Below are 16,572 nucleotides of genomic sequence, written 5' to 3'. Positions count from 1 at the left end.
TCCACGACGCTTTTGTGAACTCCAATCCGCGCCAGATCAACCTTCTCGATACCGTGCGCACGCGCGGCTCCGTCACTGTGGAACAGCTGGCCGAGATGCTCGGCGTTACGCTGCAAACGGTGCGGCGCGACGTGCAGCGGCTGGCCGACGAAGGCCTGCTCACGCGTTTTCATGGCGGCGTGCGCGTGCCGAGCTCCACCACAGAGAACATCGGCTACCAGCAGCGCGAAACGCTGCATGCGGAAGGCAAGGCACGCATTGCGCGGCGCGTGGCCGAGCTGGTGCCCAACGACTGTTCGCTGATCCTCAACATCGGCACCACCACGGAAGCCATTGCCAAGGCCTTGCTGCGGCACACGGGCCTGCGCGTGATCACCAACAACCTGAACGTGGCGACCATATTGAGCGGCAATACCTCGTGCGAGGTGATCGTCGCGGGCGGGTCGGTGCGGCCGCGCGACCGCGCCATCGTGGGCGAGGCCACCATCGATTTCATCCGGCAGTTCAAGGTCGACATCGCACTGATCGGGGTGTCGAGCATCGAGGCCGACGGATCATTGCGCGACTTCGATTTGCGTGAAGTGAAGGTGGCGCAAACCATCATCGCGCAAGCTCGCGAGGTGTGGCTGGCGGCGGACGCGAGCAAGTTCAATCGGCCGGCGATGATCCAGTTGGGCACGTTGTCGCAGATCGACCGTCTGTTTACCGACGCGGAGCCGCCGCCGCCTTTTGCTGATTTGCTGCATGCGGCGCAGGTTCGGCTTGAAATTGCGCGCGATTGAGATGAGGGCTTGTGGTTTTGTTTGCCGCGCTGGAAGGCATTCAGGGTGCGCTCCCGCCGACGGGGTACCTTGCTCCGCGAATGTCCCCCGGCCTGCGGCCTCCTCCTTTATTTCGCTGCGCAAGGCACCCCATCGACGTGAGCATTGCACAGAGCGGTTGTTGATCGAACGGAACAAGCGCCACGCCCGGTGTGCACAGGGCATCGGGTGCTCCCCGCAGCGAAATAAAGGAGGAGCCGAAGGCGGGGGACATTCGCGGAGGGGAGTACCCGGTGGCCTTTGCACGTGCCCTGAACAGCCGCGCCAAAACGACAGCGCCAAGAACACAAGTCAAGCATGACCAGACTCCAAGGAACACCCAAGCCATGACCTACCTGCTAGCACTCGACCAGGGCACCTCAAGCTCCCGCAGCATCGTGTTCGATCGCGAAGGCCGCATCGTCGCCATCGCGCAAAAGGAACTCACACAAATTTACCCTCAGCCCGGCTGGGTAGAACACGACCCGATGGAGATCTGGCACAGCCAGTTGGCCACCGCACGCGAAGTGCTCGTCAAGGCCAAGCTCCAGCCTTCCGACATCCATGCCATTGGCATTACCAACCAGCGCGAAACCACCGTGTTGTGGAACCGCAAGACCGGCCAGCCCGTGCACCACGCCATCGTGTGGCAAGACCGGCGCGCCGAACCGCTGTGTGCAAAGCTGCGCGAAGATGGCATGACCGGCACCATCCAGGAAAAAACCGGGCTGGTCATCGACGCGTATTTTTCAGGCACCAAGCTGCGCTGGCTGCTCGACAACGTACCCGGCGCACGCGCGCAGGCCGAACGCGGCGAGCTCGCCTTCGGCACCGTCGACAGCTGGCTCATGTGGCAGCTTACCGGCGGCAAGGTGCATGTAACCGACGTGAGCAACGCCTCGCGCACCATACTCTTCAACGTGCACAGCAACGAATGGGATGCCGACCTGCTCAAGGCCCTCGATATTCCCGTCGCGCTCATGCCCAAGGTGCAACCGTCGAGCTCCCACTTTGCAGACACCGACGAGGCACTGCTCGGCCGCGCCCTGCCCATCGGCGGCGTGGCCGGCGACCAGCAGAGCGCCCTCTTCGGCCAAGCCTGCTTTGCAGCCGGCATGGCCAAGAACACCTACGGCACCGGCTGCTTCCTTCTCATGCACACGGGCGCGGCGTTCCAGCCTTCGCACAACGGCTTGCTCGTCACCAGCGCCGCGCAGACAGACGCCACGCCGCAGTACGCCATGGAAGGCAGCGTCTTCGTCGGCGGCGCCGTGGTGCAGTGGCTGCGCGACGGGCTCAAGGCCATCAAGGGCAGCGCCGAAGTGCAGTCGCTTGCCGAAAGCGTGCCCGATGCGGGCGGCGTGATGATGGTGCCGGCCTTCACCGGCCTGGGCGCGCCCTACTGGAACGCCGATGCACGCGGCACCATCACCGGCCTGACGCGCGGAACCACCGTGGCGCACATCGCGCGCGCCGCGCTCGAGAGCATTGCCTACCAGAGCGCCGCGCTTCTGCAGGCCATGAGCCGCGATGCGGTCGCCGCCGGTGGTACGCCCGTGGCCGAGCTACGTGTGGATGGCGGCGCCAGCGTGAACGACCTGCTGATGCAGTTCCAGGCCGATCTGCTCGGCATTCCCGTGGTGCGGCCCGAAGTGATCGAGACCACCGCGCTGGGCGCTGCCTACCTCGCGGGCCTGTCGACCGGCGTCTACAGCGACGCGCGCCAGTTGTCGAAGCTGTGGAAAGTGGAGCGCCGTTTCATGCCGACCATGGGCCGCGCGCAGGCCGAGGAATCGATGGCGCGCTGGGAGCGCGCGGTGCGGCAGGCCACCGCCACCTGAGGCGCGGCAGCCTGCGGGCCTTCAGTGCGCCGGGACCAAAAAGTCCTGGCTGATGCGACCGCCCAACTCGTTCACCCGATCGAGGAACTGCGTGAGGTAGGCATGCAGCCCGGTCGCCAGGATTTCGTCGACCCGCGCGTACTGCAGGTCGGCCAGCAGCTTGCCGGCGCGGCGCTGGGTTTCGGCGCTCTGCTCGTTCTGCACCTTGGCAAGGTTGTTCACCACCTCGACCAGGCTCGCGTGCAGCGAACGCGGCATGTCGGCGCGAAGAATCAGCAGTTCGGCCACGCGCTCCGGCTTGATCACGTCGCGGTACACCTTGCGGTACACCTCGAAGGCCGAGACGCTGCGCAAAATGGCGCTCCAGTGATAGAAGTCGTACTCCTGGTCTTCCTCGGTGGCGGTGCCGAAGAACTCGCTGTTGAGGGCGTGAAACTTCACGTCCACCAGCCGCGCGGTGTTGTCGGCGCGTTCGAGGAAGGTGCCCAGGCGCGAGAAGTAAAAGGCCTCGTCCTGCAGCATGGTGCCGAGCGTCACGCCGCGCGAAAGGTGCGAGCGGAACTTGACCCATTCGCAAAACTGAGCCGGGTCGCGTTCGAAATCACCGGCGCGCAGCATGCGGTTGACTTCGAGCCAGGTGGTGTTCTGGGTTTCCCACGCCTCGGTGGTGAGCGCGCCACGAACCGCGCGGGCGTTTTCGCGCGCGGCCTTGAGGCAAGAGACGATCGAAGACGGATTGCTCTCGTCCTTGACCATGAACTCCATCACATCGTGAGGCGTGATCTGCTCGTACTTCTTGTTGTACGAGGGCAGCAGTTCGCTGATGGAAAGCACGCCCTGCCAGCCGTACTTGGCCACTTCGGCCGACTGGGGCAGGAGCGAGGTCTGGTAGTTGACGTCGAGCATGCGCGCGGTGTTTTCCGCGCGCTCGGTGTAGCGCGACATCCAGTAGAGGTGATCGGCAGTGCGTGACAGCATCGTTTGTTCTCCTGATTCCTTGCTTGCCTGCTACGCTAGGCCGATTGCGATTGACTTTGCGACTGCGACGCCTTCGGCTTGGCACTGCGGTCCGCCTCGAGAATCCAGGTGTCCTTGGTGCCGCCGCCCTGAGACGAATTGACCACCAGCGAGCCCTCCTTGAGCGCCACGCGCGTCAGGCCGCCGGGCACCATCTGCACCTCGCTGCCCGAGAGCACGAAGGGGCGCAGGTCGATGTGGCGCGGCGCAATGCCGGCGTCGACAAAAGTCGGCGATGTGGAAAGGCTCAGCGTGGGCTGCGCGATGTAGCCATCGGGCTTGGCGATCACGGCCTTCTTGAAGTCTTCGATCTCGGCCTGCGTGGCGGCCGGGCCGATGAGCATGCCGTAGCCGCCGGCGCCGTGCACCTCCTTGACGACCAGGTCCTTCATGTTGTCGAGCGTGTACTGCAGCTCGTCCTTGTTGCGGCACATGTAGGTGGGCACGTTCTTCAGGATCGGCTTCTCGCCAAGGTAGAACTCGACCATCTTGGGCACGTAGGGGTAGATCGACTTGTCGTCGGCCACGCCGGTACCCACCGCATTGCAGATGACGACGTTGCCGTCGCGGTAGGCACGCATCAGGCCCGCGCAGCCGAGCGTCGACGTGGGGCGGAACACCTCGGGGTCGAGAAAATCGTCGTCGACGCGGCGGTAGATCACGTCCACGCGCTTCGGCCCGCGCGTGGTGCGCATGTAGACGAAGTTGTCCTTCACGAACAAGTCTTGCCCTTCGACCAGTTCCACGCCCATCTGCTGGGCGAGGAAGGCATGCTCGAAGTAGGCGCTGTTGTACATGCCGGGAGTCAGGACCACCACCGTGGGCTCGGCCGTGGCGGCCGGCGCGCTGGCGCGCAGCGTCTCGAGCAGCAGGTCCGGGTAATGCGCCACGGGCGCAATGCGGTTCTGGTTGAACAGCTCGGGAAAGAGCCGCATCATCATCTTGCGGTTCTCGAGCATGTAGCTCACGCCGCTGGGCACGCGCAGGTTGTCTTCGAGCACGTAGTACTCGCCGTTGCCCTGGGCATCGGGCGCGCGGACGATGTCGATGCCCGAGATGTTGGAGTAGACGTTGTGCGGCACGCTCACACCCATCATCTCGGGGCGGAACTGCGCGTTGTTCAGGATCTGCTCGGCCGGAATGATGCCGGCCTTGATGATTTCCTGGTCGTGGTAGACGTCATGCAAGAAGCGGTTGAGCGCCGTCACGCGCTGCACGAGCCCTTTTTCCATGCTCTCCCACTCATGGGCGGGAATGATGCGCGGCAGCAGGTCGAACGGAATGAGCCGCTCGGTCCCCGAACCGTCCTCGTCCTTGGCGCCATACACCGCAAAGGTGATGCCGACCCGGCGGAAGATCATTTCCGCCTCTTCGCGCCGCGCCCGCATGGCCTCGCCGGGTTGCTTCGCAAGCCATTGGTCGTAGCGCTTGTAGTGTTGCCTGATCGCAGCCCCCGCATAGGGCAACTGCTCATACATCTCGTCGAATTTGTGCATGGAACGACCAATCTCCTTGAGCCATAGCTTAGCAAGTTCGAGGCCAGTGAAAGCCCTATGTCGGCGCGGATTCCGCACCGCGCGCCGCTTTTCAGGGCAGGCGGTGGTGCCAATAACGGGCGTTGCGCTCCCTTTCGCAGCCAACCTCTTCAGGCGCCCGGCTGCGCCACAGCGCTGCGCCGCAAGGCACGTTTTCGACGAGCCGCACGCCATGGGCGGCATAGCGCTCGACCACCTCGCGGGCCGGGTGGCCGAAGCGGTTGCGGTAGCCGGCCTGAACCAGCGCAATGCGCGGGCGCACCGCCTCGAGCAGCGCCGCGCTCGACGAGGTTTTGCTGCCGTGATGCGGCGCGAGCAGCACGTCGGCGCGAAGCTCCAGGGTTCGCGCCACCAGGGCGGCCTCCTGCAGGCGTTCGACGTCGCCGGCCAGCAGCACCGTGGCCCGGCCGTTCGCGATGCGCAGCACGCAAGAAACGGCGTTGGGCTTGGTGAAGAAAAGATAGTCGGCCGGCGCGGGATGAAGGATCTCGAAATCCACCCCGTCCCAGGTCCAGCGCTGGCCCGCTTCGCAGCGCCTGTTCGGGCGGACAGCCTGCAGCGGATGGTTGGCTTCGATCGAACTCAGGACTTCGGCCTGGGGCTGCATTGCGAGCACCGCGGCCGCGCCGCCGGTGTGGTCGCTGTCGCGGTGGCTCAGCACAAGCATGTCCAGCCGTTCGCCCAAGGCACGCAGCAAGGGCACCAGCACGCGATGCCCGGCGTCGCTCTCCAGGCTGTAGCGCGGACCCGCGTCGTACAGCAGGCTGTGCGTTGCCGTGCGCACGAGAACCGCGTTCCCCTGCCCGATGTCGGCCGCAAGCACTTCGAACTGCCCGGCGGAGGGCCGGGGCGCCTGCCACAGCAGCACCGGCAGCAGAAGCGGCAGGCCGAGCAGACGCAGCGACCACGGCAGGCGCATGGCCAGCAGCACGCCGCCCGCCACACCGAAGCCGGCCATCCACGCTGGGGGAGCAGCCATCGACAGCGTGGCATAGGGCAAGGCGGCAAGCCACTTCAGCAGCACGGCCAGCGCCTGCACGGCCCACGCAGCAAGGTCCCAAAGAGGCGGCACGGCGGTCCCCAGCATGGCCAGCGGCGTGATGACGAGCGTTACCCACGGAATAGCGACGGCGTTGGCCAGCAAGCCGACCACCGACACCTGCTGGAAGAGCAGCAGACTCAGCGGGGTAAGGGCCAACGTGATCACCCATTGCTCGCGAAAAAACGCCAGCAGCCGGAGCAATGGCCCGGTCGTCTCGCCGGCAGGCCTCATGAAGCCGGTCGTGAACAGCACGCCGACCGCGACGAAGCTGAGCCAAAAGCCCGCCTGCATCAGCGCCCAAGGGTCGATAGCCACCACCACCGCCGCGATCAGCAGCCACACATGCGGCCATGGCCAGCGCCGCCCGGTAAGCCGCAGCAGCGCCGCTGTGGCCAGCATCCAGACCGTGCGCTGCGAAGGAACGCCCCAGCCGCTGAAGAGCGCATAGAGCCCGGCCAACAGCACGCCGCCGACGAGTGCGGCCTGCGGCGCGGGAAAGCGCAGCGTGAGCCGCACGCTGCGCCGCCACGCCGCCCCGACCGCGTGCGCGGCGAGCCAGGCGAACATCGTGATGTGCAGGCCCGAGATCGACATCAGGTGCGCAACCCCGGTGGCGCGAAAAATATCCCAGTCCCCGCGGTCGATGGCGCCCTGGTCGCCAGTGACAAGGGCGGCAATCACGCCGGCCTGCCGCGCGTCGGCCACGCGTTCGAACACCGCATCGCGCACTGCTTCGCGCGCACGTTCGAGCGGGTGCAACCATGTGGATTGAAGACGGATCGGCGCGGCATCGCGGGCGCCCGTTCGCACATAGCCGCTGGCGCGCACGCCCTGCTCCCACATCCACAGCTCGTTGTCGAAACCATGCGGATTGAGGTTGCCGTGCGGCGCCTTCAGCCGCACCGTGAGGCGCCAGCGTTCACCCGCATGCAGCGAGGCCGCGTCGGCCGCTCCGCCGGCACGCCCTTCTGGCGCGCGCCCCCACAGGCTGGTGTCGTCGCGATACCAGCCGAGCGCAATGCGCGCTGGCACACGAACCGAAGTTTCAATGCGCTCATCGGCCCAGCGTGCCGACTCGACATCGAGACGGAAACGCGTGCCGCCTTCGTTGCGCTGGGGCATTTGCGCCACCACGCCGGTCACCTGGAGATCGCGCCCTTCGAGGGCCGGGTCCAATGCGCCATCCGCATAGGCAACCGCCCGCCATCCGGCAAGTCCGCCCCCAGCGGATGCGCCGCAAGCCAGGGCAACGAACATCGGCAAATAAGACCACCGCCGCCTGGAGAGCACGGCCAGCCCCGCAAGTCCCGCGATGAACAAGGCCGCATAGAACGCCGCGCTCCAAAGCCGCGCCTGATGCAGTTGCAATGCCGCGCCGACCAAGGTTCCGCCCAGCGCAGCAAAGGCCCACGATCCGGCCACGACGCCGCCCGACGCCTTTGCGCGCGTCAACCGCAAACTCCAGAACACACGATGCAAGCCCTCCCCGGACCCACGCTCAATGGCGCGTTAATTGCTTGGTATCTGGGCTAGTATGCGTCTCACAAGAGACATCTTTTCGATGCAATCTCGCAGTACTGCACACAAACGCATGTCCATTCACGCCGCACTCCACCACGTCACCCACTACAAATACGACCGCCTGGTGCAGTTGGGACCGCAGGTCGTGCGCTTGCGTCCCGCGCCGCATTGCCGAAGCAACGTCATCTCGTATTCGCTCAAGGTCGAGCCGGCCGAGCACTTCGTCAACTGGATGCAGGACCCGTTCGCCAACTACCAGGCGCGGCTCGTGTTTCCCGAGAAGACGCGCGAGTTCAAGGTCACGGTCGACCTGGTGGTCGAGATGGCGGTCTACAACCCCTTCGACTTCTTCCTCGAGCCGCAGGCCGAGAACTTTCCATTCAAGTACACCGCTTCGCAGGCCGAGGAACTCGCGCCCTACCTGGTCACCGAAGAAGCCACGCCGCTGCTCTCGGCCTACCTCGACAAGATCGATCGCAAGGAACAGCGCACCATCGACTTCCTGGTCGGCCTGAACCAGCAGGTACAGAAAGACGTCAACTACCTGATCCGCATGGAGCCCGGTGTGCAGACGCCGGAAGAAACGCTCACCAACGGCAGCGGCTCGTGCCGCGACTCGGGCTGGCTCTTGGTGCAGCTGCTGCGCCATTGCGGCTTGGCGGCGCGTTTTGTTTCGGGCTACCTGATCCAGCTGACCCCTGACGTGAAGGCGCTCGACGGCCCGAGCGGTACCACGGTCGACTTCACCGACCTGCACGCCTGGTGCGAAGTGTTCCTGCCGGGCGCGGGCTGGGTCGGCCTGGACGCCACCTCGGGCCTCATGGCCGGCGAAGGCCACATTCCGCTCGCCTGCACGCCCACGCCTTCGAGCGCGGCGCCCATCGAAGGCGGCGTCGACGAATCGGAGGTCGAGTTCGGCCACGAGATGAAGGTCACGCGCATCTACGAATCGCCGCGCGTTACCAAGCCCTACACCGAAGAGCAATGGGCCGAGGTGCTCGCGCTCGGCGACGCGGTCGATGCGCGCCTGAAGGCCGGCGACGTGCGGCTCACCATGGGCGGCGAACCGACCTACGTGGCCACCAGCGACCGCGACGCGCCCGAATGGAACACCGATGCGCTCGGCCCGACGAAGCGCGGCTACGCCACCGAGCTCGTCCACAGGCTGCGCGCCGAATACGGCCAGGGCGGCTTTCTCCACTTCGGCCAGGGCAAGTGGTACCCCGGCGAGCAACTGCCGCGCTGGGCGCTGTCGATCTTCTGGCGTGCCGACGGCCAGACGCTCTGGCACAATCCCGAACTCTTTGCCGACGAGCGCGTGCCCACGCACTACACGAGCGAAGACGCGCGCCGCTTCACTACCGTGCTGGCGCACAAGCTCGGCATTACCGAGCGCTACGTCCAGCCCGGCTACGAAGACGTCTACTACTACCTGTGGCGCGAGCGCCGCCTGCCGGTGAACGTCGACCCCTTCGAGTCGAAGCTCGACGACGAGCTCGAGCGGGTTCGCCTGCGCCGCGTGTTCACGCAAAAGCTCGACGCGGTCATCGGCTACATGCTGCCGCTCGAACCCGGCAACGCCGATGCCGATGCGCCCGCACTCGCAGGCCCGGGCTGGAAAACCGGCCCCTGGTTCCTGCGCGACGACCGGCTCTACCTGATCCCGGGCGATTCGCCCATGGGCTATCGGCTGCCGCTCGATTCGCAGCCCTGGGCCAGCAAGGGCGACTACCCTTACTTGGTCGAGCGCGACCCGACCGCGCCGCGCGCCGCGTTGCCCACTTCGGCCGACTACCGCGCGCGCTACGCCATGCCCGCCGGCGGCGCGACCGGAGCCGACCTTGGCGCCGTGCCCTACGACTTCGGTGCCCCGCCCGCGGTGCCAGCCGCCTTGCGCATGCAGTCGCCCGGCGGCGGTGCAACCACGAGCGGCGATGCAGCGAAGGGCGATGCGGCGGCCCAAACCGCAGACCGCTCCGCGAACCCGGCCACCCGCCAGCCCTTGCGCGGCGAATCGGCCCACTGGGTCACGCGCACCGCACTGTGCGTCGAAGTGCGCGACCCGCGCCGCGCCAACGGCCCGGCGGCCGAGAAAAAGGGCAGCGCCTCGGGCGTGCTCTATGTCTTCATGCCGCCGCTCGCGCGCCTGGAAGACTATCTCGACCTGGTCGCCGCCGTCGAAGCCACGGCCGAGCAGCTCGGCATGCGCATCGTGATGGAAGGCTACCCGCCGCCGCGCGACCCGCGCCTGAAAATGCTGGCCGTCACCCCCGACCCAGGCGTGATCGAAGTCAACATCCACCCGGCCCACAACTGGAAGGAACTGGTCGACCACACCGAGTTTCTCTACAACGCCGCGTTCGAAACCCGCCTCTCGGCCGAGAAGTTCATGACCGACGGCCGCCACACCGGCACCGGCGGCGGCAACCATTTCGTGATGGGCGGCGCCACGCCGGCCGACAGCCCCTTCCTGCGCCGGCCCGAGCTGCTGGCCAGCCTGCTGCTCTACTGGCACAACCATCCGTCGCTGAGCTACCTGTTCTCGGGCATGTTCATCGGCCCTACCAGCCAGGCGCCGCGCGTCGACGAAGCGCGCAACGACCAGGTCTACGAGCTTGAAATCGCCCTGAAGGAAATCGCGAGAAACCGCGAGATCCATGGCCAGAACATGCCGGCGTGGCTGGTGGACCGCACGCTGCGCAACATCCTGATCGACGTTTCGGGCAATACGCACAGGAGCGAGTTCTGCATCGACAAGCTCTATTCGCCCGACTCCAGCACCGGCCGTCTCGGCCTGCTCGAACTGCGCGCCTTCGAAATGCCCCCGCATGCGCGCATGAGCATTGCGCAGCAATTGCTGATTCGCGCCCTGGTGGCGCGCTTCTGGGACGAGCCCTACAAGGCGCCCGTCACCCGCTGGGGCACCGAGCTGCACGACCGCTTCCTGCTGCCGACCTTCGTCAAGATGGACTTCGACGACGTGATCGGCGAAATGCGCCAAGCCGGTTTCGCGTTCGACATCGACTGGTTCGCGCCGCATTTCGAGTTCCGCTTTCCGCTGGTGGGCCAGGTACAGGCCATGGGCGTGGAGCTCTCACTGCGCAACGCGCTCGAGCCCTGGCATGTGATGGGCGAAGAGGGCTCCGCCGGCGGCACGGTGCGCTATGTCGACTCGTCGCTCGAACGCATCGAGGTGCGCGTGACCGGCCTGAACGAAAGCCGCCACGTGATCACCGTCAACGGCAAGGTGCTGCCGCTGCAACCCACCGGCACCGTGGGCGAGTTTGTGGCGGGCGTGCGCTACAAGGCCTGGAACCCGCCTTCGGCGCTGCATCCAAGCATTGGCGCCCACGCGCCGCTCACCTTCGACATCGTCGACACCTGGATGAAGCGCTCGCTGGGCGGCTGCCAGTACTACGTGGCCCACCCGGGCGGGCGCAACTACGACACCCTGCCTGTGAACGCCTATGAAGCGGAAAGCCGGCGCATGTCGCGTTTTGCGCGCATGGGCCACACGCCCGGCCTGATGCGCACGCCGCCGGCCACCATCGAGCTCGCGGGCAGCCGCGAATTCCCGTTCACCCTCGATTTGCGGCGGTGAAGGGCCGTAAAGCCACCCAAGGGGACATTTAGCACATTGCCCGCCACCTCGCCCGGTGACGGCAATGTGACAATCCAACCCCTGTGGACCCTTTGAACGAATCCCTGTTCGACGCCCAGGCGCTGGAATTTCCGGCCGCCCTGGCGTCTGCGCTCGCCCCGGCCGCCCTGCCCGGCCACTTCGACGAACTGCGCGGCCAGGCCACGCCCGCCGCGCCGCCGCGCCAGGTCGTCGGCGTAGCCCCGTCAGTGGCCACGCCGCCCGCGCTCTACGATGCGGCGGCCGAGCGGCCCGCGTTTGCACCGAATCCGTTGCAGGCCCAGTTCCAGACGCAGACACAGACCCAGGTTCTCCAGCAACCGCAGCCCTCCCACGAGAAGCCGCCCCTCACGCCGGCCTGGAACGCTTTCTTCGAGCAGCTCGGCCCAGGCGGGTTCGGCGACCTGCCCCGGCGAGCGGTCAACCTGGAACGGCAGATCCGCGACAACGGCGTGACCTACAACGTGTACGCCGACGCCAACGGCCCGCAGCGCCCGTGGTCGCTCGACCTGTTCCCGCTGATCGTCTCGCCCGAAAGCTGGAACCAGATCGAAACCGGCGTGCTGCAGCGCGTGCGCGTGCTCGACCGCGTCATGGCCGACGTCTACGGCCCGCAACAATTGCTGAGCGAAGGCCTCCTGCCGCCAGCACTGGTGCGCGGGCACCCCGGCTACCTGCGCGCGCTGCACGGCGTGAAGCCGCCGGGCGACACATGGCTGCACATTGCGGCCTTCGACCTCGCCCGCGGGCCCGACGGCAACTGGTGGGTGGTGTCGCAGCGCACGCAGGCGCCCTCGGGCCTGGGCTACCTGCTCGAGAACCGCCTCGCCATCACGCGCCAGTTTCCGCAGGCCTTCGAGGCCCTGCATGTGCAGCGCCTGGCCGCCACCTACAGCGCCATGATGGACGGCCTGCAACGCATGTGCCCGGCCGGCGTGCCGCCCCACATCGCGCTGCTCACGCCGGGCCCCTACAACGAGACCTACTTCGAGCACGCGTACCTTGCGCGCTATCTCGGCGTGACGCTGGTCGAGGGCAGCGACCTCACGGTGCGCGACCAGCGGCTCTATCTCAAGACACTGCAGGGCCTACGCCCGGTGCACGGGCTCATCAAGCGGCTGGACGACCAGTTCCTCGATCCGCTCGAACTGCGGCCGGATTCCACGCTGGGCGTGCCCGGCCTGCTGCAGGCCATTCGGGCCGGCAACGTGCTGGTGGCCAACATGCCGGGTTCGGCATTTCTCGAATCGCCCGCGCTCCTGGGCTTCTTGCCGGGACTCGCGCGCCGCCTCATCGGCGAAAAGCTCAAGCTGCCAGCGCTGCCGACCTGGTGGTGCGGCGAGCGTGCCGCGCTCGAGGCCGTGCTGCCGCAGCTGGGCGAATGCGCCATCAAGCCGACCTACCCCGGGTTCGACGGGCAGACCAGCTTCGACGCGGTGCTCGGCAGCGAGCTGAGCCGGCGCCAACTCGACGAATGGGCCGGCCGCATCGTGCGCGACGGCGAGGCCCACACCATCCAGAGCTACCTGCCGCTCTCGCAGATGCCCACCTGGGCCAACGACCTGGGGCCGGGCCACATTGCGCCGCGCGCGATGCTGCTGCGCGTTTTCGCTGTGAGCGACGGCGCGCAGTCATGGCGGGTGCTGCCCGGCGGGCTGGCACGGCTTGCGGGCCGCGATGCGCAGATCGCCTCCATGCAGCGCGGCGGCAGCAGTGCCGACGTGTGGGTGCAAACGCACGGCGAAGTCGATCGCACCACGCTGCTGCAGCCGCATGCCACGCCGGCTTCGCTTGCGCGGCACCGCGCGCCGGTCACCAGCCGTGCGGCCGAGAACATGTTCTGGCTCGGCCGCTACACCGAGCGGGCGGAAAACGCGGTGCGGCTCGCGCGCCTCACGCTCAACCTCCTGGGCAGCGAAGACCAGTCTTCGCGCCCGCTGCTCGAATGGCTGCATCGCATGGCCCTGCGCAATGCACTGGTGCCGGCGGGGGTGCCCAGTGCGCCGCAATCGCGCCGGGTGTTCGAACGCGCGCTGGTTGCAGAGCTCGGTGACGTGGAGCGCGGCGGCAGCGTGGGCTTCAGCCTGCGCTGCATCCGGCAGGCCGCCGCCGCCGTGCGCGAACGGCTCTCGCAGGACAACTGGAACCAGATCGTGCGCACCGAAGCCGAGTTTCTGCGGCGTGCCGCCGAGCAGGCGGGCGAAGGCAGCTTTGCCACCGGCGCAGCGCTGCGCGCGCTCGAATCCGCAAGCACCGCATTGGCCGCCATGACCGGCGCGCAGACCGACCGCATGACGCGCGACGACGCCTGGCGCCTGCTGTCGATCGGCCGCCACATCGAGCGGCTGGGCTTTTTGTCGAACGCACTGGAAGCCGGCTTCGAGAACGGCGCCGTGCACGAGGTGAGTGGCTTCGAAGCCATGGTGGCGCTGTTCGACAGCACCATCACCTTCCACGCCCGCTACCAGCAGCGGCGCGATGTGGCCACGCTGGTCGACCTGCTGGTGCTCGACGCCGAGAACCCGCGCTCGTTGGCGTGGGTCACGCAAACGCTGCGCGGGCGCATTGCGCGCCTTGCGGGCAGCGCGCCCGGCAAGCTCACTGCGCTGTCCTACGAACTGCCCGACCCCGCAACCTGGACGCTGGAGCACCTGTGCGCGGCCGGCACCGATGCCGACTACCCCGCACTGGTCCAGCTTCTCGCCAGCTGCGAGACCGCGGCCTACCATGTGTCCGACGCCATCGGCACGCGCTATTTCACGCTCACGTCGGAATCGCTGCGTTCGGTCGGCGCCTGAACACGCCCTTTTTTGAAGAAGGCCGCAGCATGCTTGCCAACCGCCGCATCACGTGGATCGCCGCCGGGCTTGCGGCTGGACTTGCCGCTCTTGCGCTGGCCGCCTGTGGCAAGCAGGAGCCCACCACCGCGGGTACGGCCGCGCCTCCGCCCGCGGCCCGGGTGCTGGTCGTCGGCACCGATGCCGCCTACACCCCCTTCGAGTCGCAGAACGAAAAGGGCGAGATCGTCGGTTTCGACATCGAGGTGGTCAAGGCGATCGCGGGCAAGGCCGGCTTCGAAGTGAAGTTCGTCAACACGCCGTGGGAAGGCATCTTCAACGCGCTCGACCAGGGCGACCGCGACCTGCTGGTGTCTGCCATCACCATCACCGGCGAGCGCCGCCAGACGATGGACTTTTCGAAGCCCTACTTCGAAGCCAAGCAACTCATCGCGGTCAGGCGCGATGCACAGGTGGCCAGGTTCGACGACATCAAGGCCATGAAGGTCGGCGTGCAGAACGGCACCACGGGCGACGAAGTGGTGGGCAAGCTGCAGGGCAAGTCGAGCGGCAACATCAAGCGCTTCGAGTCCACGCCGCTCGCGCTCAAGGAACTCGAAGCCGGCGGCGTACAAGCCGTGGTGGCCGACAACGGCGTGGTGGAGCACTACCTTGCCAACAACCCAGGCGGCGGATTCAAGACGGTGAGCGATGCGGCCTTTCCGGTCGAGCAATACGGCATTGCAGTCAAGAAAGGCAATGCGGAGCTCCTGGCCAAGATCAACAAGGGCCTCGACGACATCAAGGCCGACGGCAGCTACGACAAGATCTACGCGGCGCATTTCGGCGGCGCGCCGAAGTAGCCCCAGCTAGCCCCAGCAGGAACCCCATGCTTCTTCACGTCACGCACGAAACCCGCTACGAGTATTCGCCCCCGGTCGAAACGGCGCAGCACCTGGCCCACCTGAAGCCGCTGGCCACCGCCTCGCAGCGGCTGGTGAGCCACAAGCTCGCTATAGAACCCCAGCCCGCGCAGCGCAACGAACTGCCCGACGTGTACGGCAACACCCGCGCCTTCTTTGCGCTCGAGGCCACGCACGACAGCCTCGTGGTCACTGCCGAAAGCGTGGTCGAAACCTCGGCGCCTGTGCTTTCGCCGGCCGTCGCGCGCGACCTGCCCTGGGAGGCCGTTCGCGAGCGTTTCCGCTACCGCAAGGACGCCACCTTCGATCCGGCCTCCGAGTTTGTTTTTCCGTCGCCCTACGTGCACCGCCACGACGACTTTGCGGCCTATGCGCGCGCAAGCTTCGCGCCCGAGCGGCCGACCTTCGACGTGGCGATGGAACTCACCGAGCGCATGTACCGCGACTTTGCCTACGAGGCGGACAGCACGGAGATCAGTACGCCTGCGGTCGAAGCGCTCGCGCAGCGCAAGGGCGTGTGCCAGGACTTCGCCCACATCATGATTGCCTGCTTTCGCATGATGGGCCTGCCCGCGCGCTACGTGAGCGGCTACCTGCTCACGCAACCGCCACCCGGCCAGCCGCGGCTGGTGGGCGCCGACGCCTCGCATGCCTGGGTGTCGGTGTACCTGCCCGGCGAAGGCGACGGCCCCGAGAGCGCCGGCGGCTGGGCCGAGTTCGATCCCACCAACGGCCGCCAGCCGGGCGAAGACTACGTCGCGCTTGCCATCGGACGCGACTATTCCGACGTGTCGCCCATGCGCGGCGTGCTGCATGGCGGCGCGCGCCACACGCTCAAGGTGGGCGTGACGGTGCAACCCATCGAAGAGCTGCGCACGCAGGCGGCGCAAGCGGCGCAGTCACAATCACAGACACAATCGCAAATTCAATCGCAACCCTCGGACAAGGATCTCCAATGAGCGTTTACGACAAGCTTTCCAGCCTCGGTATCACCCTGCCCCCGGTCGCCGCCCCCGCCGCGGCCTATGTGCCCTTCGTGCGCACCGGCAACCTGGTTTTTCTGTCGGGCCATATCGCCAAGAAGGACGGCAAGGTCTGGACCGGCCAGCTCGGCGCAAACATCAGCACCGAAGAAGGCAGGCAGGCCGCGCGCGCCATTGCCATCGACCTGCTGGGCACGCTGCACGCGGCCGTGGGCGACCTGAACAAGATCACGCGCATCGTCAAGGTCATGAGCCTGGTCAACTCCGTCGGCACCTTCACCGAGCAGCACCTGGTGACCAATGGCGCCAGCGAGCTGTTTGCCGAGGTGTTCGGCGCCGAAAAGGGCTCGCATGCACGCAGCGCGTTCGGCGTGGCACAGGTGCCGCTGGGCGCCTGCGTCGAGATCGACCTGGTCGCCGAAGTCGGCTGACCGGCTCCAACGCGGGCAGCCACAGCCATGAGCGTGCAGGCCCTGCGCTCTTCCTTCGGCAA

The 16,572-nt window shown here is 66.9% G+C and carries 10 protein-coding genes; 7 read left to right on the top strand and 3 right to left on the bottom strand.

The features are described 5' to 3' along the window. Nucleotides 1–14 precede the first annotated feature (14 nt). Both EJI00_RS18830 and glpK read left to right on the top strand, forming a co-directional pair. The gene (locus EJI00_RS18830; protein WP_126749018.1) at nt 15–782 is read left to right on the top strand and encodes a DeoR/GlpR family DNA-binding transcription regulator; all 768 of its coding nucleotides are present in this window, start codon (nt 15–17) and stop codon (nt 780–782) included. A 365-nt stretch (nt 783–1,147) separates the two neighbouring features. Beyond that, nucleotides 1,148–2,641 carry a glycerol kinase GlpK gene (gene glpK / locus EJI00_RS18825; RefSeq protein ID WP_126749017.1) on the top strand — a complete coding sequence of 498 codons (1,494 nt, stop codon included), beginning with the start codon at nt 1,148–1,150 and terminating at the stop codon, nt 2,639–2,641. A 21-nt stretch (nt 2,642–2,662) separates the two neighbouring features. Here the strand turns inward: glpK and EJI00_RS18820 are convergent, their stop codons facing one another. From EJI00_RS18820 to EJI00_RS18810, 3 genes are all read right to left on the bottom strand, one after another. Beyond that, complete coding sequence (locus EJI00_RS18820; RefSeq protein WP_126749016.1) at nt 2,663–3,619, bottom strand: alpha-E domain-containing protein; 957 nt, start codon at nt 3,617–3,619, stop codon at nt 2,663–2,665. Between the two features lie 35 nt (nt 3,620–3,654). Beyond that, nucleotides 3,655–5,154: a circularly permuted type 2 ATP-grasp protein gene (locus tag EJI00_RS18815; protein WP_126749015.1), complete on the bottom strand. Its 1,500-nt coding sequence runs from the start codon at nt 5,152–5,154 to the stop codon at nt 3,655–3,657. A gap of 91 nt (nt 5,155–5,245) precedes the next feature. Continuing rightward, nucleotides 5,246–7,687, bottom strand: coding sequence for a DNA internalization-related competence protein ComEC/Rec2 (locus EJI00_RS18810; RefSeq protein ID WP_260590777.1), 2,442 nt, complete (start codon nt 7,685–7,687; stop codon nt 5,246–5,248). Nucleotides 7,688–7,826: 139 nt separating this feature from the next. On the opposite strand from EJI00_RS18810, the gene EJI00_RS18805 reads away from it, so the two are divergent. From EJI00_RS18805 to EJI00_RS18785, 5 genes are all read left to right on the top strand, one after another. Further along, nucleotides 7,827–11,357, top strand: coding sequence for a DUF2126 domain-containing protein (locus tag EJI00_RS18805; RefSeq protein ID WP_126749014.1), 3,531 nt, complete (start codon nt 7,827–7,829; stop codon nt 11,355–11,357). Between the two features lie 83 nt (nt 11,358–11,440). Next, nucleotides 11,441–14,194, top strand: a complete 2,754-nt coding sequence (locus EJI00_RS18800; protein ID WP_126749013.1) for a circularly permuted type 2 ATP-grasp protein — start codon at nt 11,441–11,443, stop codon at nt 14,192–14,194. A 29-nt stretch (nt 14,195–14,223) separates the two neighbouring features. Further along, on the top strand, nt 14,224–15,036 hold the full coding sequence (locus tag EJI00_RS18795) for a basic amino acid ABC transporter substrate-binding protein (RefSeq protein ID WP_126749012.1): 813 nt from the start codon (nt 14,224–14,226) through the stop codon (nt 15,034–15,036). A gap of 26 nt (nt 15,037–15,062) precedes the next feature. After that, entirely contained in the window at nt 15,063–16,055 is a 993-nt protein-coding gene (locus EJI00_RS18790) for a transglutaminase N-terminal domain-containing protein (protein ID WP_126749011.1), read from the top strand. Next, the gene (locus tag EJI00_RS18785) at nt 16,052–16,510 is read left to right on the top strand and encodes a RidA family protein (protein ID WP_126749010.1); all 459 of its coding nucleotides are present in this window, start codon (nt 16,052–16,054) and stop codon (nt 16,508–16,510) included. Before EJI00_RS18790 ends, EJI00_RS18785 begins: the two co-directional genes overlap by 4 nt. Nucleotides 16,511–16,572 lie beyond the last annotated feature (62 nt).

The organism is Variovorax sp. DXTD-1 (assembly GCF_003984625.1).
Classification (GTDB): domain Bacteria; phylum Pseudomonadota; class Gammaproteobacteria; order Burkholderiales; family Burkholderiaceae_C; genus Variovorax.
This window is presented reverse-complemented; position numbering and strand designations above follow the sequence as displayed.

Coding starts and splice junctions, on each gene's coding strand:
- EJI00_RS18820 (WP_126749016.1), bottom strand. CDS start 3,619: ATGCTGTCACGCACTGCCGATCACCTCTACTGGATGTCGCGCTACACC.
- EJI00_RS18815 (WP_126749015.1), bottom strand. CDS start 5,154: ATGCACAAATTCGACGAGATGTATGAGCAGTTGCCCTATGCGGGGGCT.
- EJI00_RS18785 (WP_126749010.1), top strand. CDS start 16,052: ATGAGCGTTTACGACAAGCTTTCCAGCCTCGGTATCACCCTGCCCCCG.
- EJI00_RS18795 (WP_126749012.1), top strand. CDS start 14,224: ATGCTTGCCAACCGCCGCATCACGTGGATCGCCGCCGGGCTTGCGGCT.
- glpK (WP_126749017.1), top strand. CDS start 1,148: ATGACCTACCTGCTAGCACTCGACCAGGGCACCTCAAGCTCCCGCAGC.
- EJI00_RS18790 (WP_126749011.1), top strand. CDS start 15,063: ATGCTTCTTCACGTCACGCACGAAACCCGCTACGAGTATTCGCCCCCG.
- EJI00_RS18805 (WP_126749014.1), top strand. CDS start 7,827: ATGTCCATTCACGCCGCACTCCACCACGTCACCCACTACAAATACGAC.